Consider the following 21,879-nt stretch of genomic DNA (forward strand, 5'->3'; position numbering starts at 1 on the left):
AATGGCGTTCAGCAGAGAAGTAAAGGACTTTAAAGGAAAAACTGTGGAAGTGCTTTATCCGCTTCATGAAATAGACTCTTACAACGGCGAGGAGATGAAAACCTTCATCATTGAGCATGATTTCTATGACGCAGTTATAGTCAACTTCTCAAGAGTAAACTACCTCAACAGTTCGGGTCTCCGTGAGCTTATTCAGATTCTGAAGTTTCTGAAAGAAAGGGGAAAAATGCTTTTCCTCACCAACCTTAACGAAGAGATTAACAAAATTTTCGACAGTACAAACCTGCACAGACTTTTCAGCATCCATCCCACGGACGAAACAGCAGGTAATATTCTGGAAGGCTGATGCCGCAAATCAATACTGACTTAATAATGCTGGACTCCATGTCCAAAGAGCAGATGCGTGAATATTTCACGCAGATCGGCTTTGAAAAATTCCGTGCTGATCAGATTTTCGACTGGATACACAATAAACGTGTACTGGATTTCGATCAGATGACAAACCTCTCAAAGAAGCTGCGTGAAAAGCTTACGGCTGAGTGCGGGTTTACCCCTTTTGAGGTTATAAAGCAGCAGCGCTCCATGCAGGACGACTCCATGAAGCTCCTTTTCCGTCTCGGTGACGGAAACATGATTGAAGCTGTCACTCTGAGAGACTTTGACCGTGCCACAGGCTGTATATCCACTCAGGTCGGATGCCGTATGGGCTGCGCTTTCTGTTCCACAGCGAAGATGGGCTTTGTCCGTAACCTAACTGTGGGTGAGATACTGCTTCAGGTGCGCACAATGGACAACATGCTCCGTGCGGAGGGACGCAGACTCACTAACCTTGTTTTTATGGGTATGGGTGAACCTCTGGACAACCTTGAGAACCTTCTTCCCGCTATCACTGTTCTGCTTGATGACAACGGCTACGGCTTCTCGTACAGAAGAATTACCGTTTCCACATCGGGGCTTACAGACAAGCTCCCCAAGCTTTTTGAACTTGATAAGCCTGTTAACCTCGCTGTTTCAATCAATGCTCCCACGCAGGAAAAGAGAGAGAAAATAATGCCCATATCCAGAAAGTATCCTCTGGATGAGCTTATCCGCACCGTGAAAGCACTTCCTGTCAGCAAGCATAAAATGATTATGATTGAGTATGTTCTCCTGAAAGGCTTCAACGATACCGAAGAAGATGCCAAGGCATTTGCAAAGCTGTTCAAGGGAATGCCTGTAAAGGTGAATCTCATTGCTTATAACAACTCTGTTGACGGGCAGTTCAGAAACGCAGGGGAAAAAGAAACTTTAAAATTTCAGAATTATCTGATACAAGAGAGGATTGGTACATTTATCAGAAAGAGCCTCGGAAGCGACATTGACGGCGCCTGCGGGCAGCTTTACGCCAAAACGGCAAAGGAAAAAGGTGATTGATAATGGCTGAACTCAAAACGGGTGATCCTGCCCCGTGTTTCTCTTTGGAAGGGGATGACGGCGAAACTCATTCTCTTCACGATTTCAGCGGAAAAAAGCTGATTCTTTACTTCTATCCCAAAGACAATACCCCCGGATGCACAACTGAAGCTATTGAGTTTAATAAACTTGCGAAGGAATATGCAGGTGAAGGCTGTGTTATCGTCGGTGTCAGCCCGGACAGCGCTGAAAGTCATAGAAAATTTAAACAGAAACATAACCTTGACATTCTTCTTCTCGCAGATCCTGATAAGATTTGTGCTGCCGTCTACGGCGCATACGGAGAAAAGAAGAATTACGGCAAAACATACATGGGTATCATCCGCTCCACATTTATCATTGATGTTGACGGAACTGTACTGAAAGCGTTTAAAAACGTGAAAGCAAAAGGGCACGCTGAAAAAGTGCTGTGTGAGTTGAGATGAAAGAGACTGGTGCTTTTGAAACCAAGCTGAAAAGGCTTGAGGAAATAGTGGAAAAACTGGAAAACTCTGAGCTTGATATAGAAACGACCCTCGCTCTTTTTCAGGAAGGGATGCAGCTTGGCAGAGAATCACGCAAAATGCTTGATGAAATAGAAATAAAAGTTAACAAGGTTCTCAGCGCTGACAGCGAAGGGAACATACATACGGAGTCTGCTGATGAATGATTTTAATCTGAAAGGTTACGTTGAGTTCTGGGCGGACAGGGTAAATAAATTTTTTGAAAATCATATAGTTCCGGCTGATATTCATGCCGCAGGGCTTGTAAAGGCTATGAACTACAGCCTCAATGCAGGCGGAAAGCGCATGCGCCCTGCTGTTATCTTCTCATCATTCGGCATATTCGACAGCTACTTTGACAAGGTTACCCCTTATGCGGCTGCGGTTGAGATACTTCACACTTATTCCCTTGTTCATGACGATCTTCCTGCTATGGATAATGACGACTACCGCAGGGGTAAACCCACAAACCATAAGGTATTCGGCGAAGCGACAGCTATTCTCGCCGGAGATGCACTTTTAACCAAGGCATTTGAAATTATGCTCAACAAGGAAATCAATCCTGATATAGAAGCACCCCTCATGGCGGAAGCGGCTTTCAAGCTTGCTGCTGCGGCAGGGGATAAAGGCATGGTGGGCGGTCAGTTTGCTGATATGCAGGCAGAGAAGTCTGAACCGGAAGAGGTAACTGTGGACTACATTCACATGCACAAAACAGCCAGCCTCATATCATACAGCGCCGAGCTTGGAGCAATACTTGGCTACGGTGAGGATATTGACAAAGCAAACATGAAGTCCTACGGTAAAAAGATAGGGCTGGCATTTCAGGTTGTGGATGATGTCCTCGATGTTACCTCCACAGCAGAGGAACTGGGCAAAAGCATAGGCAAGGATGCAGCAGAGGGTAAAGCCACTTATGCGGCTCTCTATGGTGTTGAGAAGTCCATGAAGATTGCATCTGAACTCACTGCGGAGGCTATTGCCATAGTTGAACCATACGGCAAAGCGGCGAGACCATGTATTGAGATTGCCAAATACGTACTGGAGCGTAAAAACTAGATGGGAACAATCGATAAACTGAAGCTTCCCGACGATATAAAAAAGCTTGATTATCAGCAGACAGATGTTCTTGCCGCTGAAACAAGAGGAATTATAATCGACACTGTTTCCAAAAACGGCGGACATCTTGCTCCCAGTCTCGGTGTAGTGGAGCTTACCATAAGTCTGCTGAGAAACTTCTCACCTCTTTATGACCGCATAGTGTGGGATGTGGGGCATCAGTCATATGCTTACAAAATCCTGACAGACAGGAAGGACAGATTCCACACATTACGGACGTATAAAGGCATATCAGGCTTTATAAAACCATCGGAAAGCTCTTTTGACGCTTTCGGTGTGGGGCATACAAGCACATCCATATCCGCAGGTCTTGGTATGGCTGCTGCTGATTCCATACTGGAGCGTGACAGAAAAGTCGTTGCTGTGATAGGTGACGGCGCAATGACCGCCGGAATGGCTTTTGAGGCTCTCAACAACCTCGGACATCTGGACAAGCGCATGATTGTTGTGCTGAATGACAATGAAATGTCGATCAGCAGCAACGTGGGCGCCTTTTCACACTACCTTTCAAACCTTATGACAGGTAAAATGTATACCCGTTTCAGGAAAGATGTTCAGAACCTCCTGGAAAAACGTCCCCTCGGTCCGAGGCTTCTTAAAATAGCTAAAAAAGTTGAAGAAGGTATAGTCGGGCTTTTTACTCCTGGCATCCTTTTTGAAGAACTTGGGCTAAGATATATCGGGCCTGTGAACGGTCATAAGATATCCGATCTTGATAAGGCTTTCCAGAATGCCATGCTTCAGGACGGACCTGTAATCATACATGTTTCCACCAAAAAGGGGCACGGTTACGAATTTGCGGAGAATGATCCTTCCCGCTTCCACGGCGTTTCATCATTTAATATAAGCACAGGCTGTTCCGCAAAGTTGGGCAGTGCAGAATCATATACAGACGTTTTCGGTAAGGTTATTGCCGAAATGGGCGCTCAGAATAAAGAAATAGCCGCCATAAGCGCCGCCATGAAGGATGGTACAGGACTTTGCGAGTTTGAGCAGAAGTTTCCTGAACGCTTTTTTGATGTAGGCATAGCTGAACAGCATGCGGTTACATTCGCCGCAGGTCTTGCCATAAGCGGCATACGCCCTTATGTCGCCATTTACTCCACATTTTTTCAGCGTGCGTTTGACCAGATTATACATGATGTTGCAATCCAGAACCTTCCAGTTGTCTTCTGTATAGACAGAGGCGGGCTCGTGGGGGCAGACGGACCCACTCACCACGGTGTTTTCGATATTTCTTATTTCCGTATGATACCGAACATCTCCATAATGCTTCCGAAAGATGCCTATGAGCTTGAAACCATGCTTAAAATGACCATGGCGCTCAAAGGACCGTCCGCTGTGAGGTACGCAAGGGGCGAGGCACACCACTATACCGAACTGCCTGTTTCCTCTGTGGAGTACGGCAAGCCGGAAGTTATTGAAGCCGAAGGCAGCATAGCTGTGGTTTCTGTGGGACATATTTTTGAGGAGTCATACAAGCTCTGGAAGATGCTTAAAGAGGAATACGGCAGTGTTTCTCTTATAAATCTTCGTTTCCTTAAACCCCTTGATCAGGATTATCTCTGTAATGTCATAGGTTCCAAAAAACTTGTTGTTACAGTGGAAGAGGGATCGGTTAAAGGCGGTGCCGGAGAAGAGGTTCAGTCTATACTTATGGACGGCGGCAGCAGTGCAAAGGTTGTGCGCTGCGGAATACCCGATAAATTTATAGAGCATGGCTCAGTTAAGGAACTCAGACAGATTTGCGGGCTCACCGCAGAGCAGATGTTTGAAAGAGTAAAATCCGTTTACGGCGGATTATGAAAAAAGAACGCCTTGATCTGCTTTTAGTGGAATACGGGCTGGCAGAGTCTCAGGAGCATGCTAAACGCCTGATAATGGCGGGGCTGGCTGTTGCGGATGATCACCGGGTGGACAAACCCGGTCAGCTCATAAGCCGTGAGGCTGTTCTGAGGCTAAAGGAAACACTGCCGTATGTAAGCCGGGGCGGACTGAAGCTTGAAAAAGCTGTCAGTGCTTTTGGTCTGGACTTCACAGGCAAAACAGTTCTCGATATAGGCTCATCAACCGGCGGATTTACTGACCTTGCTCTTCAGAAAGGTGCGCTGAAGGTCTTTGCCGTTGATGTGGGCACAAACCAGCTTCATGAAAAGCTGAAAAAAGACAGCCGTGTCATCAGCCTTGAACAAACCAACTTCCGTACTATCTCTTTTGAGACTATCGGTGAGAAGATTGATATAATTGTCTCCGATGTTTCGTTCATTTCACTTTCCATGATTATCCCCTCATGTGTTCAGTTCTGTAAGGACGGAACGGAAGCTGTGTTTCTTATAAAACCGCAGTTTGAAGCAGCAAGGGGCGAGATCGGCAAAAACGGTATAGTTACCGATACCTCTGTACATGAGCGGGTGATACAATATATCGCCGGGTGTGCCGGGGAATCATCCTTCTTTTTCCACGGTCTGACCCAGTCGCCGATACGCGGTGCAAAAGGAAATCTTGAATATCCTGCGTATTTTGTATACAATCAGCCGTCAGACTCCGGTGATTCAGCGGAGATAATCAGACGGGTTGTGAATGAAAACTATATCTATAGTAGCAAAACCTCACGGAGAACAAGTCAGGCAGACACTTGAAAAGGTGTGCTATTTTCTCTCCGGAAAAGATGTGGACATCCTCTTTGAGGAAAAAGCGGCAAATGTTATGGGTGTCGCTCCTGCCGACCATGAAGAAATCAGAGAAAAATCAGATCTTGTTATTGTACTTGGCGGTGACGGAACCATGATTTCCGCTGCACGTCTCCTCGGCAGCAAAGAAACGCCGGTTCTCGGTGTGAACCTCGGCAGGCTCGGTTTTCTTACCGAAACGAGAGTCGATGAGGTTATCAACTCCCTTGATGATTTTCTTAATGATGACTATAAGCTTGAAAAACGAATGAAGCTTCATTGTCATATTGAGGAAGAAGGACTGAAGACTCTTGAAATTGAAGTTCTTAACGATGTTGTTATCAATAAATCCGACCTTGCGAGAATCATCGAGATGGATGTCTATATCGACGGTGATTTTGTAAACCGCTACAGGGCGGACGGGCTCATAATTTCCACCCCCACAGGTTCAACCGCATATAATCTCGCAGCAGGAGGACCCATAGTCCATCCTGAGACGGAAACAATAATCATCTCGCCCATATGCCCTCATGCTCTCACAAACAGACCAATTGTTGTCAATGACAGCAGCCATATTGAAATAAAGCTCAGGAGCAGGGATGAAAATGTTTCGATAACCTATGACGGTCAGGTATGGAGGTCCATTGACCCCGCAATGACCATATCGGTTAAAAAGGCAAAGTCGCCCACTGTGCTTGTTGTGCCTAAAAATAAAAACTATTACTCCCTTCTCAGGGAAAAACTCGGCTGGGGCGATTCCTGATGCTTAATATGCTTCGTGTTGAAAATCTTTCTGTTATTGAGTCCGCAACTGTCGAATTCGGTGAAGGTCTGAATATAATCACCGGAGAAACCGGAGCGGGTAAGTCCGTATTCATAGGAGCGCTCAAGCTTTTGCTTGGTGAACGCTTTACCAGAACACTTCTTCGTGATGAGGAGAAAAAGCTTGTGGTGGAAGGGCTTTTCAGCGGAGATTTCTCCCACCTTTCAGATGAAACCAAAGAACAGTTCGGGATAGAGGATGAAGTTATAATCCGCAGAGAGATAGACAACGCAGGGAAAAACCGTGTTTATCTCAATAACAAGCTTGCAACAGTAGTTCAGCTTAAGGAAGTTGCTGATGGATTTGCCGATATACATGGTCAGCATGAGCATCAGCGCCTGCTTAATCCCGCCTGCCATATCGAATTTCTGGATGCAGCAGTGGAGCAGCGCTTCAAGTCGGACTATACGGAGAGCTACGGCAGGTATCAGGAAAAGAAAAAGAAGTTTGAAAACATTCAGTCAGATATATCAAGAACACTCAAAGAGAAAGACATTCTGGAATTTCAGCTTAACGAAATTGAATCAATGAACATAGACCCGGCCGGAGATGAAGGGCTTGAGGAAAAGATAAAGATGCTGTCCCACATGGAGAAAATCCGTGAGGCGGCTGCAACCTCTCTTAATTACCTCAAGGACGGCGAGGTGAATGCCTCTGAGCTTATCGGGAGCGCATCATCCCTTATGTCATCCGTTGCGGATTACGGAGCGGAGCTTGCTTCTGCTGCGGACAGTCTGGCGGAGGTCGGTTACAAAATTGCCGATGTCACAGCATTTCTGGAAAAGATGCTGGACATGCAGGAGCTCGATCCGGAAGAGCTTAACAGGCTGATGGACAGGAAGTTCCGCCTTGCTAATCTAATGAAGAAATACGGCGGAACCCTTGAGGATGTTATCCGCCACGGGCAGGAGATCAAGGAGCGTCTGGATAACCTTTTTCTGGATGAAGATGCCCTCACCAAGATGGAAAAAGAGGTTGCATCGTTTCACAGCGATGCTGTTAAAAAAGCCGATGCCTTAAACTCTGCCAGAAGAAAAGCAGCGGACACACTTTCTTCAGAAATTATTAAGAATTTAAGTGAACTGGAGCTTAAGAATTCTGTCTTTAAACTTGAGTTTTTTCAGCAGGATGAACTTGACGAACTGGGCGGCGTACGCACAGAGTTTTATATATCCACCAACCCGGGTTTTCCGCCTGCTCCTCTGGCACGAGTTGCTTCCGGCGGGGAAATTTCAAGGGTTATGCTTTCGCTTAAAGATGTTTTTGCCGAGTCTGATCGTGTGGACACTCTTGTGTTTGACGAGATAGATACAGGCATAAGCGGAAAAACTGCAAAGCAGGTGGCAAAAAAACTGAGCAGCATCGCACGGGGTAAGCAGGTTATTGTTATCACCCACCTTCCTGTTGTTGCCGCTGAAGGAAGCAAGCACTTTCACATTCTAAAAGGTACCGCCGGAGATAAGGCGAAAACCGATGTGAAAGAACTGAATCCTGATGAAAGGGAAGAAGTTATCGCCTTTATGATAGCGGGAGAGAAGACTCCCTCGTCAATTGAGCAGGCACGAGAACTTTTAACAGGCAGGGGGGATAATGCTTAGTGCATTTGTTAATCTAGTTCTGGACGCCGTTCACGGTATGGGTTATGCGGGGATAGTTCTCCTCATGGCTCTGGAAAGCTCATTTGTTCCTTTTCCCAGCGAAGTGATTGTTCCGCCGGCGGGATACCTTGCGGCGCAGGGGAAGATGAATATATACCTCGTTGTTCTTTCCGGTATAGCCGGTAGTTTAATTGGGGCACTGGTAAACTACTTTATTGCTGTTTATATGGGCAGAGGGCTTCTTAAAAAGTACAGCAGATACTTCTTTCTCAATGAGGAAAAATTCGGAAAGGTTGAAAAATTTTTCCTTAAACACGGAGAAGTTACCACATTTACCGGGCGTCTTATCCCTGTGATAAGGCAGTATATTTCATTTCCGGCGGGTTTAGCAGGAATGAATATTCCCAAGTTCTGCTTCTATACAGGGCTCGGAGCCGGTATATGGGTTGTTGTGCTTGCATGGGTAGGTTTTTTCATCGGAAACAATCCGGAGCTAATGCACAGTAAATTAAAGACGATAAGTATTTTACTGCTTGTTTTTGTAGCCGTTATCCTTGTAGGCTACTTTTATTATCAAAAAAAGAAAAAGAAGGCTGTGTGATGTTAAAAAAACTTTTCTATTCCTTACTTACTGCCGTGCTTATTTTTACGGCCTCAGTTTCCCATGCCTCTCCATACATGGAAAGGACTGTCAAATTCGGTGAAACTCTCTATTCTATTCTCGGTGACATCTTCGATTCAGCTCAGATACTTGAGATCGCAAAGGAGATCAAAAGCCAGATTCCCGATTTTACCCTGAAAGCGGGCGCAACTCTGCTTACAGATGATAACTCCGTACTTTTCAAGCTCAGTCTTGATAAGGAGCTTCTTATTGAGAAAAACGGCGACAGTTTCAGGGTTGAAGCGGTGGAATACCCCGTGGAAACAGTTACAACCTATGTTACAGGCAACATAGAACACAGCCTTTATGAAGCAATAACATCTGTCGGCGAAGATTTTTCCCTGGCTATGAAGCTGGCGGACATATTTGAATGGGAAATAGACTTTTTTAAAGATATACGCACGGGTGACAGCTTTACCCTTCTTGTTGATAAGCGCTTCATTAAGGGTGAATTTGCTGGTTACGGTAAGGTACATGCTGCTGATTTTTTCAACAACGGCAGGCATATCCGTGCCTTGTACTATGAAAACGGTAAGACAAGAGGCTATTTTACCCCCGAAGGAAATTCTCTTAAGAAGGGTTTTCTTAAGGCGCCTCTGAAATTCAGCAGAATTTCATCTAAATTCAGCTATAAAAGGCTCCACCCTGTTCTTAACAAAGTAAGACCTCATCTCGGTGTAGACTATGCTGCTCCTGTCGGAACGCCTATCTATGCAACCGCTGACGGTTATATAAGCAAGAAGGGATACGGCAAATACAATGGAAACTACATAGGCATTCGCCACACTAATGACTACCATACACTTTTCCTTCATATGTCCAGGTTCGCAAAAGGTGTAGGCGTGGGTAAATTTGTAAGGCAGGGTGAGGTGATAGGATATGTGGGCAGCACAGGTATCTCCACCGGTCCGCATGTTGACTACCGCATAAGAAAAGGGAACACGTATATAAACCCGCTCACTTTCAAAGCTCCGGCGCCGAAGCTTCCTTCCGCCGAAGTTGCCGAGTTCCGTGTTAAAACAGCCTACTATTCCACAAAGCTGGATGACGCACTTGTGCGGATGGCATACGCTTCAAAAACTGTTCCGGTAATGTAAATAGCAAACCCTCCGAAAGGAGGGTTTTTTTATGCGGTCGAAGACAGAACACCACGCTTTTAAGCGTGGATGAATGAGCCTTTCGACGGTATACTTTTCTATGGAAATCATTAAGACCTCTCACAGTGCTTATTACTTGAAATATCATGTAGTTTGGGTTTGTAAATACCGTCGAAAGATCCTGAAGCCTGGTGTCTGTTCTTATATTCGTAAAACGTTGCCCAGTTTATTGAGAAGTATGCCTGGCGTTGAAATAGAAGCCATTGGCTTTGACTTAGATCATTTGCATATGGTTATAATTATTCCTCCCAAATATAGTATTTCAGATGTTATGGGTAGATTAAAAAGCCAATTGGCTTCCCGTATGCGAAAATTTTTTGATTGGTTAGAAAAAGTATACTGGAATGAAAATATAGTGTGGTCGCCAGGCTACTTCGTTAGCAGTATTGGTTTGAATGAAGACGTAATTAAAAATTACGTCGAAATGCAAGGGCAACAGGATTCAGGACAGCTCAAGATTGAGCTGTAAAAAACATGCGATAGCATGGCGAAAGCATAGAACCCCGGGTTTACCCGGGGGTATCTATCTAAATTTTCAGCTTGAACTTTCTTCCGAAAAGGCTAGCAGATATTGAATTGGAATACATGGAAAGTCTTCTCTTAAGCCATGATGTCGGTTTGTTCCCTTTTACCCTGATTCTTTTTATCATTCGAACATCTGTGTGCTTTGCATTTGCACCTCTGTCAAATGTGAATGCTCCTTTGTATCCGGATTCCTCCAGAATACTCACTGAAAGCCTGTCATACTGACCGCACGGCCAGCTCAAGAATCCGCAGGGGCGGGCGAGAATGTACTCAAGCTCTTTTTTGCTCTCTTCAAGCTCATAGCGGCAAAGTTTGGCACGCTCGTCCATTCCTCTTAATACGGGCTTGCCGTCTTTTATGGTGTACCCGTTGTAAGCAAGTGCCGAACCTACGTCATAAACTTTATCACCTTCCTGTATAACGTTGCATACGCTTTTGAAACACCAGTGCTTCTTATTTGGGTATGTTCCGGTGGCAGATGACGAGCGGAATATCATCGGGTAGGTCACAGATGCGCTGTATACTTCGTGTCCGAATTCATGGACAGTTTCATAAATTTCCTGCCTGCTCATAAAACCGGAGAAGTCTCCGCCGCAGAGGGCTTTCTCAAAGTTCTGCTCTCTTGTTAAACATTCAATTGCTGATCTTTTTGACCTTTTCGGAGTATCATGCAGAAAACCGGTTACACAGAAAAAAACTGCTTTGAAGCCGAATTCATCAAGGGTTGGTATAACATTAATCCAGTTGTCGAAAAAACATGCGTCAAAGGTGATTACCAGCGGTTTCTCAGGGATTACGCTGCTGTCTCCGCACATGAAGTCATGCAGGGTAACGGCGGTCACTGGTGTGTAGCCTTCCTGCGCAATCAACCTCATATGGTTTCTGAAGTCTTCCTTAGTTATGTCGCTTTTATCTGATATGCTTGTATAACTTATTACAGGTACTGATTTAAAGGTGGAGAACATTATTTATAAACCTCTTCAAAGCGGGCTTAACATCGTCCGCAGTCAGATCTTCCATGCAGGGTATATCCCCGCTGATTGAGCATACTGATTTTCCGCAGGGCTGACACTCCATCCCTTTGGTAATAAAGGTATGCTCAGGCGAATTGAATACCCAGTTAGTGTGAGATGAACCGATTATTATGAAAGTGGGTATCCTGAATGACGTAGCTATGTGATGAGGGGCTGAATCATTTCCGATATGAAGCTTTGCCCTTTTTATAAGAGACGTAAACTCGGACAGTGAGAGCTGCGGCATCAGAAAAACATTTTCAGGCATAACCGGTACGTTGCTTACTATATACTCCTTTTCACCCGGACCATAGGTAAGAATCACCTTTGCACCATATTCCTCAGTCATGAAGCGTGTTATCTCCATGAAGTGTTTAAGCTTCCATCTTCTTGTGTCCCGCTTATGAGTGGGTGAAACCGTTACTAAAAAGTCGTCATCTTTTATTCCGAAGCTTTTCAGAACTTCAGCCGCTTTATTGTCTGCAGCCTCTGATGTGAACAGTTCCGGTCTTGTATTATGGTTTTCAAGCTTAAAGCCTTTTATGAAAGGGACAGCCAGGGAGAGCTTTGTTTCCCCCGGGCTTCCTTCAATTCTGTCTGCGAGGGTGTTGTAAAAAATTTTCCTGCGGCTTGTGGCGTAGCCAACTGTTTGTTTTGCACCGCTGAAAAAGCATATAAGCGCCGTCCGGGGGTTATTCATAAAGTCCAGCACAGCGTCATACTTATTTTTACGCACTTCATATACGGTCTTAAGAAAGCCTTTGAAGCCGTCTTTCCTGTTAATAGTGAGTATATTCCGCAGATACGGGCTATTTTCCAGAACAGGTTTGTTTGCAGGAAAAGTGAGAAAATCTATCTCTGCATCAGGATAAATCTTTTTTATTTCTCTGGGGATATGTGTGGTGAGAACAACATCTCCGGTCTGATATAACTGTATTAGAAGAAATTTCATTTTGCACCGTATCTTAAAGATTTTGAAAGATAACAGACTAACAAGTTCCGGTCAATTTTTTAATAATCACAATTAACTATGACTATGTGCAGTTTTTGCGCAGGTGTGCAGGAAGTTAGCTTGCTTCTGAATCATGCTAAGTATGTTAGTCTTTGATATTGAAACAAAAATAATATTGGCACAAAAGGAACGGACTTTGCTTAATAATTTGTAAAGCTCATCTAAGGAGGCATGAAATGAGAAAAACAGTTATAGCTGCAGCAATGATACTTACAGTTGCAATGGCAGGTTCTGCATACGCACGCATGGGCGGCGGAATGTATGGCGGTATGGGATACGCTCAGTGTGCCCTGAATGGCGGTCAGTATTATCAGGGTGCAAATTTCCAACGCGGTCAGTTTAATGGCAGAAACATGATGGCTCAGGCGAATGTACAGAGGGGACCAAGAACTATTACCCAGTACACCGAAGCTGAAGCTGAAAAAATGATAAAAGACTATGCCACTGCCAACCTGAAAGGTTATGAAGTGGGCAAGCTTGAAGCGTTTACCTCACCCAGAGGATTTATAATATGGTCTGCTCCTGTTACTGATAATGCAGGCAACAAACTAAGCATTACTGTAACTCCCAACGGAATAAGAACCGGTCAGTATCCTTTTCAGCCTATGCAGGGCAGGGGCGGCGTTCCCGTCAAATAAACAGGCGATAAAAAAGGCGGACACAGTGTCCGCCTTTTTTATGGAACTTAAGCGATATAAATAATTATTTAGAGAATCGCCTTTTCAGGCGGTTTTTTGTTGTTTTGTGTGATTTTTAAGTTGTTCAGGGGTGAGCCCCAGCCCGTCACCCAGTCCGAAAACATACCATTTAAGCTGTTCTTCGGTGAGATCAGAAGCCATTACAAATACGTCGCCTTCTTTTTCACCTTTGAGGATTACATTGAAGTGAGATGATTTTCCCTCGACTTTCTTTTCAAGGAGAATGGACACATTACGTTCTATAGCCTGATTTATATGTCCGAGAACGGCAAAAACATTGCTCAGGAATTCTTCGCTGGACTTCATAAGACCTCCTAGTCATAAAACGGGCATCCATGCCCTAAAACCACCTGATATAGTTATCGTCCGTATGATTCGATCTTAAAGTATTTTTTTAATGAATTACAGTGAAATTAAGAAAAAAATAAAAAAAGCCGCGGATGTGTTTCCGCGGCTTAATAATTATTTAGTATAATTGCGGTTAGCTACAGTGAGAATAACCGCAGGAGTAGCAGATATCGCAGCCTTCAACATGCTCAATGGGACTGCCGCATTCAGGGCATGCGCCGTTTTTCACTTTGTGAGACTCATCATGAACACTTACAGTCTCAAGAAGTTTGTCGACACTGAGCTTTTCCTGTTTTCCCGTTACGGTTATTTCAAGAGCAGATGCCTTAAGTGCAAGTTCAAGGGCTTTACCCACAGCATCGGAGCAGCTAAGTACTGTGTTTTGTCCGAAGCCGTATTTCATGTGGCATGAAATTCCTTTGAGCTGTTTGATTATGAGATCTATATCTCCGCCGCTTCTCAGGTCAAGAGATATAAGTCTCCCGATAGCCTCGCACTGACTCTGGGCGCATCCGCCTGCCTTGCCCATGCTGGTGAAAACTTCAAAAGGTTCGCCGTTTTCATCCTGATTTATGGTTACGTAGAGTTTGCCGCATCCTGTCATCATTTCTATAGTGCGTCCCACAAGGACAGAGGGGCGGGGTCTGGGGGCTTTGGGAGCCTGCTCAATTACGACTGTTTCCTCTTTTTTGTCCTTAGTTCCCACATTGAGAACCTGACCAGTACGGCTGCCGTCACGGTAGATTGTTGTCCCTTTGCAGCCAAGTTTATATGAAAGCAGATAAGCGTTTCTCACATCCTCAACTGATGCCTCGTTGGAGAAGTTAACAGTCTTGCTGACGGCGTTGTCAGTATATTTCTGAAACGCAGCCTGCATTTTAATATGCCACAGGGGCGTGATTTCATGTGAGGTTACAAAAACTTTGCGCCATTTAGACGGAACTTCATCAAGATCGTGAACATGACCGGTATCTGCGACTTTTTCCATGAGTTCATCAGAGAAAAAGCCGTCCTTTTTGGCTATGTCTCTGAAAACAGGGCAGACTTCCGGAAGCTTGTTATTGTCCATTACGAATCTGTAGAAAGCTATTGCAAAATAGGGTTCAATGCCGCTGGAACATCCGCCTATGATGGATATTGTGCCTGTGGGGGCTATTGTCGTAACTGTGGCGTTACGCATGTTTTTAAAGCCCATTGCAGGGTAAACGCTGTCATTGAAAGTAGGGAAATTGCCTCTCTCTTTGGCAAGCTCTGCTGATGCTTCTCTCGCTTTATCACGGATGAATTTCATCATTTTTTCAGCAAAATCAATGGCATCATCACTGTTATATGGAATCTCAAGCATGGCGAGCATATCTGCCCAGCCCATTATGCCCAGTCCGATTTTGCGGTTTCTTTTAGTCTGGTTTTCGATCTGAACTATGGGGTATTTGTTCATTTCGATAACGTTATCAAGGAATCTGACGGCTATTTTTACTGTTTCTTCAAGGGTTTTCCAGTCAGTTTTGCCGTTTGCAACAAATTTTCCGAGGTTGATTGAGCCAAGGTTGCATGATTCGTAGGGGAGCAGGGGCTGCTCACCGCAGGGGTTCGTGCTTTCAATTTCTCCTTCTTTCGGTGTAGGGTTTTCGGCATTAATTCTGTCCAGAAATATTATGCCGGGATCACCGCCTTCCCATGCAAGCTGAACCATCTGATCAAAGACTTCCTTAGCATTGAGAGTGCCTGCTTTTTTCTTGGTCTTGGGGTTTATGAGGTCGTAGTCTGTGCCGTTTTCAAGGGCTGTCATAAAGGCTTCTGTGGCACCGACTGATATGTTGAAGTTTGTGAGCTTGGTTTTATCTTCCTTGGCGTAAATGAAATCCATAATATCAGGGTGATCCACACGGAGGATACCCATATTGGCGCCCCTTCTTGTTCCGCCTTGTTTGATGGTTTCCGTTGCTGCATCAAAAACGCTCATAAAGGATACAGGACCGCTTGATACGCCTTTGGTCGTTTTCACAACATCGTCTTTGGGTCTGAGGCGGCTGAAGGAAAACCCTGTCCCTCCGCCTGATTTATGAATAAGGGCGGTGTTTTTCACCGCTTCAAAAATGCCTTCTAGTGTGTCTTCCACGGGGAGGACAAAACATGCGGAAAGCTGCTGAAGCTCTCTGCCTGCGTTCATAAGTGTTGGGGAGTTCGGAAGGAATTTCAGGTCAATCATCTGATCGTAAAACTGAGCAGCTTTGGCGAGAACATCTGCTTTCTCGTCAAATTTCCTTTCGGCTTCCGCAATGTTCAGCGCAACCCGCTGGAACATTTTTTTCGGCGTTTCCGTTGCGTTTCCGCTATTATCCCTCTTCAAATACCTCTTTTTAAGAACGGTAACCGCATTTGCCGAAAGTTTCGGTTCACGGGAGAGAACCTTTTCAATCTCCTCGGTGTTAAGCATACAACCTCCGCACCCCGGTTTTTTTAAAAACCAAGGGTTAGCGTTTTTTTCAAAATAAGAGACGCATAAAGCGCCTGTACAAAAAATAACGCAGATCTTGCCCGATCCGCATTTTATTAAAATATAAGGGAAACTGTTTTTCCCAAGTATTTTTTTAATTCATTGTCTGATTAATCACTCTGAAAGGGAAAGCTGGATGCTTTTGAAGTTAAAAAAGGAAATACTTCCGACCCTGCGGTGATAAGCCACGACAACACCTTATAAATAGAAATGTTGATTTAAAGTTAACAAAACTGCCGTAATGCAACCTTGAACGCCGATAAAAATAAACAGGCTTAAAGGTAAAGAACATTTTAGCAGTGTCTGTTAATGGGGAGCAGAAAAAGAAGAAATGCACCGCCCATGTGATATATGTTAAAGCATGAAAGAGGGTTCGTCAAACAAAAAAATAATAAAAATTATTCATGCTTATCAGTGGTTTGGGTGTAGGAGTCTGTTTACAGCCGTTTATGGCTGAACATATTCCTTCTGACCTCTCATTTCGTCATCGGCAAGTTGTTTAAGGGTATAGGATTTAAGTTTCTGAAGCAGGCTGGACTGTATATCACCCCACATTTTATGGGCGGAGCATGTGTTAACTATGCTGCAAAAGCTGTCATCGAAAATACACTCGTTGAGACTTAATTCGCCTTCGATTGCTTTAATTATGTCATAAACAGTTATGTCTGAAGTTGGTTTGTTTAACCTGAAACCGCCTTTTTTCCCTCTTTCCGAGCTTAATATATCGGCTTTTGCGAGATTCTGGAGGATTTTGCCGAGAAAGCTGTCCGGTATATCGCATGCTTTGGACAGTTCAGAACGCATGAAGACAGTTCCTTCGGGTTTTTTGGCAATGTGAATGAGTGAGCGGATAGCATAATCACTTGCTCTGGTAACTTTCATATGTAGCTCCTTGTTATCATCAAAATTAAAGCCGTCGCAGGTCTTCTGTCTAAACTAAATAAAAATACTTAGATTGCGATTAATCATACAAACACAGTCTGGTTCAGTCAAGGCTTTTGAGAGCGGAAGCATCTTTTTTAATTTATTTTATAAAAATAGGTTGACACAGAAGCAAAAAAACTATAAATACGATTTCCCAATTACAGGGGTGTAGCCAAATGGTAAGGCAGCAGTTTCTGGTACTGTGTATTGTGGGTTCGAGTCCTTCCACCCCTGCTTCTTTTTTTCTCACTTTTTTTGTTAAAAATTCCCGCACGGAACCGTGCGGTGAAAAATATTGACAAAATCATTAAAAGCTTATAAATTTTTCTTCCTTACAGGGGTATAGCCAAATGGTAAGGCAGCAGTTTTTGGTACTGTGTATTGTAGGTTCGAATCCTTCTACCCCTGCTATTTTTTCATTGAATTCATCCGAAGCGCTGCCCTGATTTTAACAATATTTTACATATATTTCTGATTTCAGCTTTCATTAACCCTTGTTTATTTAAAAAAACTTAAATTAATCATGTATCAGGATATTTATTTTCATATTCTGTTTCTATTCTGCTTTTAACTTTGCAAATATTGAAAAACCCTATCCCTTGACTTCACTGTATGAGAGGAATATATTTTAAATATTAGAACTTAACAAACTTATGTCTGTCTAAATTTTGACAGGCTTATTCTGACGGCTTTCAGTGCGGCAACGTTGACCCCCCGTATAAACCACTTTGGAGGTTACTAATGGGAAAAATTTACGAAGCACCCGGAAATGCAGGAAGTATTGTATCATTAAAATCGCGTTACGATAATTTTATCGGAGGAGAATGGGTAGCGCCTGAAAAAGGGCAGTATATGCCTAACATCAGTCCGGCAACAGGGCAGCCTTTTTGCGAAGTTGCCAAGTCCACATCTGCTGATGTTGAAAAGGCATTGGATGCCGCTCACAAAGCGAAAGATGCTTGGGGTTCATCATCCCTTGCAGAAAGGGCGGCGGTGCTTAACCGCATAGCAGATGCTATTGAGGCTAACCTTGAAATGCTTGCTGTTGCGGAAAGCTGGGAAAACGGCAAACCGGTTCGTGAAACTCTGGCGGCTGATATTCCGCTGGCTGTTGACCATTTTCGTTATTTCGCAGGGGCGACACGCTCTCTTGAAGGAACCCTGACAGAAATCGACAAAGACACTGTTGCTTATCATTTTCATGAGCCGCTCGGTGTTGTCGGGCAGATCATACCTTTTAACTTTCCTCTTTTGATGGCAGCTTGGAAAATTGCTCCTGCTCTTGCCGCCGGCAACTGCACTGTAATCAAGCCTGCATCTCCGACCCCATGGTCTATACTTAAGCTTGCAGAGGTTATTGCTGATGTTGTTCCTGCCGGAGTTATCAATATTATAACAGGCCCCGGCGGGGAGATAGGCAAGGCCTTGGCGACAAGCCCACGCATATCAAAGATCGGCTTTACGGGTGAGACAGCAACAGGAAGACTTATCATGCAGTATGCCGCTCAAAACCTTATTCCTTCTACAACAGAACTCGGCGGTAAATCCCCTAACATCTTCTTTGAGGATGTAATGGCGCAGGACGATGCTTTCCTTGATAAAGCTGTTGAGGGTTTGGTGCTGTATGCATTCAATAAAGGCGAAGTTTGCACTTGCCCGTCTCGTGCGCTTATTCAGGAATCTATATACGATAAGTTTATGGCACGTTGCCTTGAACGCATTAAAAAAATTAAACAGGGCAACCCTCTGGATACATCCACAATGGTTGGACCTCAGGTTTCCGTTCAGCAGATCGAGAAAATAACAAGCTATGTTGAAATCGGTAAACAGGAAGGAGCAGAATGCCTGATCGGCGGTAAACGCAATAATCTCAGCGGCGAATTCTCCGGCGGATATTATTTCGAGCCGACTGTTCTGCGTGGAAATAACAAAATGCGTGTATTTCAGGAAGAAATCTTCGGACCTGTTCTCGCTGTCACAACCTTTAAGGATGAGGCGGAAGCTCTTGAAATAGCTAATGACACTCTCTACGGTCTCGGCGCCGGTGTTTGGACAAGAGACGGAAGCCGTGCTTACCGCATGGGACGTGCTATTAAAGCCGGACGTGTTTGGACAAACTGCTACCACTTGTATCCGGCAGGCGCAGCTTTCGGAGGATATAAAATATCCGGTATCGGAAGGGAAAACCACCTCATGATGCTTGAGCATTACACCCAGACTAAAAACCTGCTTGTAAGCTACAGCCCCAATGCTTTGGGATTCTTTTAAGGAAGATGTATTATGAAAACGCCTGACGGTGAGCCTGCGGTTGTGGCTACCCCCGCAGCCCTTGAAGCAATAGAAAGCTTACTGAAAGAGCGTGGTTCCGTCATCTTTTTTCAATCTGGCGGATGCTGCGACGGCAGTCTGCCTATGTGCTTTGAAGAAGGTGAATTTATGATAAGTGATAATGATGTTCTTCTCGGTGAAGTCGGGGGATGCCCCTTTTACATCGATTTTCGGCAGTATGAGGCATGGAAGCATACTCAGCTTATACTTGATGTTGGGGAAGGCGAACCTGAAGGGTTCTCCATAGCCGCAGGAGAAAATAGTCATTTCATCACAAGATCCCGTGTATGCAAGATACCCTCTGCTGAATCCTAGGCAGAGAAATAAGCATCACATATAATTTATAATTACGGAGAGGAGCAAAAACCTGCGCTCCTCTCCTTTGTTTTTATAATTCCCGTCTGCAAAACGTTTTTTCATATATTTTAAAAAGTGATATATAATATCCATTGTCTGCCGGACTGATTTCTTTTGATTAATCTGCCGCAGGCTCTCTTTTGACATCTTAATTACATTGCCGGAGGAGCTAATGTTTATCACCGTAGCAGTTCTTTGTGTTTGTATAGTGTTTTTCATCAACGGACGTGTCCGCTCTGATCTGGTGGCGCTATGTGCATTGATGATACTGATGCTTTCGGGGATACTCACTCCCGCAGAGGCTTTATCGAGTTTTTCCGATTCCCTTGTGATCATGGTCATAGGCTTGTTTGTGGTAAGCGGCGCTCTTCTGCGCACAGGGCTTGCTCAGATGGTCGGAAGCAGGCTTCTCAAACTGGCAGGAGCAAGTGAGGAAAGACTTTTTTTCCTTATAATTGCCGTTACCACAATGATCGGGGCTTTTATCAGCAATACTGGTACGGTTGCACTGGTTATGCCTATTGTTGTCAGCATGTCCATGCAGTCTGATATTAATATCCGCAGGCTTCTTATGCCTCTTGCGTTTGCAGGAAGCATAGGCGGAATGTTTACCCTTATAGGTACTGCTCCGAACCTTGTTATTCAGGGTGTGCTGGTTCAGCATGGTTATACAGATCTCAGATTTTTCTCCTTCGCTCCCACAGGGCTGGTTGTATTCTTTGTGGGAACACTGGGTTTTTGGCTGCTTTCAAAAATATTTTTATCGAAAAAAGTAGATATAAAAGAAAAACACCACAGCAAAAGCCTGAAAGAACTTGCCGAGGAATACCACATAATGAACAAAACATTCGTGGTAAAGGTCTCTGCAGGTTCTCCGGTTGAAGGAAAACCTCTGTGTGAGCTTAATATAACTGAAAAATACTCTGTCAATATTGCAAGAGTAATCAGAAAAGGAGAGCATGGCTTCATAATCCGGAATGAAGACACTGTGGAAACGGCAGGTCCTGAAACTGTGATACATGCCGGTAACATTGTGGAAGTTCTGGGAAGTGCCGAAAACGTTGAACGCTTTATAGATGACAACTCGTTGAAACTGATAAAAGGCGGAAGCGGAGAAATATCCGATACCGGCATTGCAGAGGCTGTCCTTTTGCCCAATTCCAAACTTATTGATGTTAAAATAAGCGAATCCGGTTTCCGTAAAAAATATAATGTTAACATTCTTGCTGTTAATCACCGCAGAAAATATAAGTCGGATAATCTGGCGGATGAGGTGATGAGAGCAGGCGATGCTCTTTTGGTGCAGGGCAGGTGGGAAGACCTCGGACGGCTTAACAGGGACTACGAAAATATTGTTCTTGTCGGTCAGCCCCTTGATGAGGCTTCAAAAGTTACACTGAACCATAAGGCTCCGCTGGCGGCACTGATAATGTTTATTATGATAGCATCAATGGTCACAGAGACTCTGACGCCTCCTGTGGCTATAATGTGTGCCGGGCTTGCCATGGTTCTGACCGGATGTCTCAGAAATATGGAGGAAGCCTATCATCTCATAAACTGGGAGAGCGTGGTTCTTCTTGCTTCTATGCTGCCTATGTCCATTGCTCTCAATAAAACAGGGGCAGTGGAGCTGGTTACAAACAGTATTGTCAGCTCTTTCGGAGAAATGGGACCGTATGCTCTTCTTGCGGGAATATACTTCAGTACATCTTTTCTGACTCTTTTTATCAGCAACACAGCCACTGCGGTGCTTTTTGCTCCCATAGCCCTTCAGGTTGCCGAAAGTATGAAGTTAAGTCCGTATCCGCTGCTTATGGCTGTGACAATTGCAGCCAGTATGTGTTTTGCAAGCCCCTTTTCCACACCTTCAAATGTGATGGTTATGACACCGGGCAGGTACAAGTTTGCAGATTATTTAAAAGTTGGTGGTCCGATGCAGATTGTTATGGGTATTGTGATGATATTTGTATTGCCGCTTATATTTCCTTTTTAGGTGTTTCTGTGAGGTTTGAAGTTTATTTAAAACATTGACAACAGAGGGATAGAATGATACTGAACATTAAATCTGCAGGTTCTAATCTGTATGCACCTGCTGCATTTTTGTATAGTGTTCCCTGAATGATTACGAACATGTGTCTGAAAGGGGGCGGCTGTTTTTCAGCATGCCGATATGCTTAAACAAAACCACAGGATGTATGTTTTTACATTAATAAAAT

The 21,879-nt window shown here is 44.3% G+C and carries 21 protein-coding genes and 2 tRNA genes; 18 read left to right on the forward strand and 5 right to left on the reverse strand.

Features of this window, described 5'->3' with window-relative positions; all coding sequences use genetic code 11:
• The first annotated feature begins 1 nt into the window (after window position 1).
• The 12 genes from ACYRYY_RS14790 (at window position 2) to tnpA (ending at window position 10,430) form a co-directional block, all read left to right on the forward strand.
• Window positions 2-346 carry an STAS domain-containing protein gene (locus ACYRYY_RS14790; protein ID WP_460216360.1) on the forward strand — a complete coding sequence of 115 codons (345 nt, stop codon included), beginning with the start codon at window positions 2-4 and terminating at the stop codon, window positions 344-346.
• Window positions 346-1,413, forward strand: coding sequence for a dual-specificity RNA methyltransferase RlmN (rlmN, locus tag ACYRYY_RS14795; RefSeq protein ID WP_460216361.1), 1,068 nt, complete (start codon window positions 346-348; stop codon window positions 1,411-1,413). Before ACYRYY_RS14790 ends, rlmN begins: the two co-directional genes overlap by 1 nt.
• Before the next feature lie 2 nt (window positions 1,414-1,415).
• Window positions 1,416-1,877 carry a thioredoxin-dependent thiol peroxidase gene (bcp, locus tag ACYRYY_RS14800; RefSeq protein WP_460216362.1) on the forward strand — a complete coding sequence of 154 codons (462 nt, stop codon included), beginning with the start codon at window positions 1,416-1,418 and terminating at the stop codon, window positions 1,875-1,877.
• Window positions 1,874-2,101: an exodeoxyribonuclease VII small subunit gene (gene xseB, locus ACYRYY_RS14805; protein ID WP_460216363.1), complete on the forward strand. Its 228-nt coding sequence runs from the start codon at window positions 1,874-1,876 to the stop codon at window positions 2,099-2,101. Before bcp ends, xseB begins: the two co-directional genes overlap by 4 nt.
• Entirely contained in the window at window positions 2,094-2,993 is a 900-nt protein-coding gene (locus ACYRYY_RS14810; RefSeq protein WP_460216364.1) for a polyprenyl synthetase family protein, read from the forward strand. The genes xseB and ACYRYY_RS14810 overlap by 8 nt, the downstream gene beginning before the upstream one ends.
• A complete protein-coding gene (gene dxs / locus ACYRYY_RS14815) occupies window positions 2,994-4,859 on the forward strand; it encodes a 1-deoxy-D-xylulose-5-phosphate synthase (protein ID WP_460216365.1) in 1,866 nt (621 codons plus the stop codon).
• The gene (locus ACYRYY_RS14820) at window positions 4,856-5,692 is read left to right on the forward strand and encodes a TlyA family RNA methyltransferase (RefSeq protein WP_460216366.1); all 837 of its coding nucleotides are present in this window, start codon (window positions 4,856-4,858) and stop codon (window positions 5,690-5,692) included. Before dxs ends, ACYRYY_RS14820 begins: the two co-directional genes overlap by 4 nt.
• The gene (locus ACYRYY_RS14825) at window positions 5,634-6,485 is read left to right on the forward strand and encodes an NAD(+)/NADH kinase (protein WP_460216367.1); all 852 of its coding nucleotides are present in this window, start codon (window positions 5,634-5,636) and stop codon (window positions 6,483-6,485) included. Before ACYRYY_RS14820 ends, ACYRYY_RS14825 begins: the two co-directional genes overlap by 59 nt.
• A complete protein-coding gene (gene recN / locus ACYRYY_RS14830) occupies window positions 6,485-8,143 on the forward strand; it encodes a DNA repair protein RecN (protein WP_460216368.1) in 1,659 nt (552 codons plus the stop codon). Before ACYRYY_RS14825 ends, recN begins: the two co-directional genes overlap by 1 nt.
• Window positions 8,136-8,744 carry a DedA family protein gene (locus ACYRYY_RS14835; RefSeq protein WP_460216369.1) on the forward strand — a complete coding sequence of 203 codons (609 nt, stop codon included), beginning with the start codon at window positions 8,136-8,138 and terminating at the stop codon, window positions 8,742-8,744. The genes recN and ACYRYY_RS14835 overlap by 8 nt, the downstream gene beginning before the upstream one ends.
• Complete coding sequence (locus ACYRYY_RS14840) at window positions 8,744-9,901, forward strand: M23 family metallopeptidase (protein WP_460216370.1); 1,158 nt, start codon at window positions 8,744-8,746, stop codon at window positions 9,899-9,901. The genes ACYRYY_RS14835 and ACYRYY_RS14840 overlap by 1 nt, the downstream gene beginning before the upstream one ends.
• Before the next feature lie 100 nt (window positions 9,902-10,001).
• Window positions 10,002-10,430, forward strand: a complete 429-nt coding sequence (tnpA, locus tag ACYRYY_RS14845) for an IS200/IS605 family transposase (RefSeq protein ID WP_460213496.1) — start codon at window positions 10,002-10,004, stop codon at window positions 10,428-10,430.
• A gap of 58 nt (window positions 10,431-10,488) precedes the next feature.
• On the opposite strand, the gene ACYRYY_RS14850 is transcribed toward tnpA, so the two are convergent.
• Together ACYRYY_RS14850 and ACYRYY_RS14855 are read right to left on the reverse strand one after the other, a co-directional pair.
• Window positions 10,489-11,361: a polysaccharide deacetylase family protein gene (locus tag ACYRYY_RS14850; RefSeq protein WP_460216371.1), complete on the reverse strand. Its 873-nt coding sequence runs from the start codon at window positions 11,359-11,361 to the stop codon at window positions 10,489-10,491.
• Window positions 11,362-11,434: 73 nt separating this feature from the next.
• Window positions 11,435-12,451, reverse strand: a complete 1,017-nt coding sequence (locus ACYRYY_RS14855; RefSeq protein ID WP_460216372.1) for a glycosyltransferase family 9 protein — start codon at window positions 12,449-12,451, stop codon at window positions 11,435-11,437.
• 236 nt (window positions 12,452-12,687) lie between these two features.
• Between ACYRYY_RS14855 and ACYRYY_RS14860 the strand changes: the two genes are divergently transcribed.
• Window positions 12,688-13,149: a hypothetical protein gene (locus ACYRYY_RS14860; protein ID WP_460216373.1), complete on the forward strand. Its 462-nt coding sequence runs from the start codon at window positions 12,688-12,690 to the stop codon at window positions 13,147-13,149.
• Window positions 13,150-13,233: 84 nt separating this feature from the next.
• Here the strand turns inward: ACYRYY_RS14860 and ACYRYY_RS14865 are convergent, their stop codons facing one another.
• The 3 genes from ACYRYY_RS14865 to ACYRYY_RS14875 all read right to left on the reverse strand — a co-directional run bounded on the left by ACYRYY_RS14865 (window position 13,234) and on the right by ACYRYY_RS14875 (window position 16,936).
• Window positions 13,234-13,515 carry a hypothetical protein gene (locus tag ACYRYY_RS14865; protein ID WP_460216374.1) on the reverse strand — a complete coding sequence of 94 codons (282 nt, stop codon included), beginning with the start codon at window positions 13,513-13,515 and terminating at the stop codon, window positions 13,234-13,236.
• A gap of 175 nt (window positions 13,516-13,690) precedes the next feature.
• Window positions 13,691-15,994, reverse strand: coding sequence for a vitamin B12-dependent ribonucleotide reductase (locus ACYRYY_RS14870; protein ID WP_460216375.1), 2,304 nt, complete (start codon window positions 15,992-15,994; stop codon window positions 13,691-13,693).
• Between the two features lie 507 nt (window positions 15,995-16,501).
• Entirely contained in the window at window positions 16,502-16,936 is a 435-nt protein-coding gene (locus tag ACYRYY_RS14875; protein ID WP_460216376.1) for an RrF2 family transcriptional regulator, read from the reverse strand.
• A gap of 204 nt (window positions 16,937-17,140) precedes the next feature.
• On the opposite strand from ACYRYY_RS14875, the gene ACYRYY_RS14880 reads away from it, so the two are divergent.
• The 5 genes from ACYRYY_RS14880 (at window position 17,141) to ACYRYY_RS14900 (ending at window position 21,656) form a co-directional block, all read left to right on the forward strand.
• Window positions 17,141-17,212 (forward strand) — tRNA-Gln (locus ACYRYY_RS14880).
• 102 nt (window positions 17,213-17,314) lie between these two features.
• A tRNA-Gln gene (locus ACYRYY_RS14885) sits at window positions 17,315-17,386 on the forward strand.
• A 333-nt stretch (window positions 17,387-17,719) separates the two neighbouring features.
• Window positions 17,720-19,246, forward strand: a complete 1,527-nt coding sequence (exaC, locus tag ACYRYY_RS14890; protein ID WP_460216377.1) for an acetaldehyde dehydrogenase ExaC — start codon at window positions 17,720-17,722, stop codon at window positions 19,244-19,246.
• A 12-nt stretch (window positions 19,247-19,258) separates the two neighbouring features.
• A complete protein-coding gene (locus ACYRYY_RS14895; protein ID WP_460216378.1) occupies window positions 19,259-19,621 on the forward strand; it encodes a DUF779 domain-containing protein in 363 nt (120 codons plus the stop codon).
• 214 nt (window positions 19,622-19,835) lie between these two features.
• Entirely contained in the window at window positions 19,836-21,656 is a 1,821-nt protein-coding gene (locus ACYRYY_RS14900) for an SLC13 family permease (RefSeq protein WP_460216379.1), read from the forward strand.
• The last annotated feature ends 223 nt before the right edge of the window (window positions 21,657-21,879 follow it).

This window comes from Geovibrio sp. ADMFC3 (assembly GCF_054687035.1).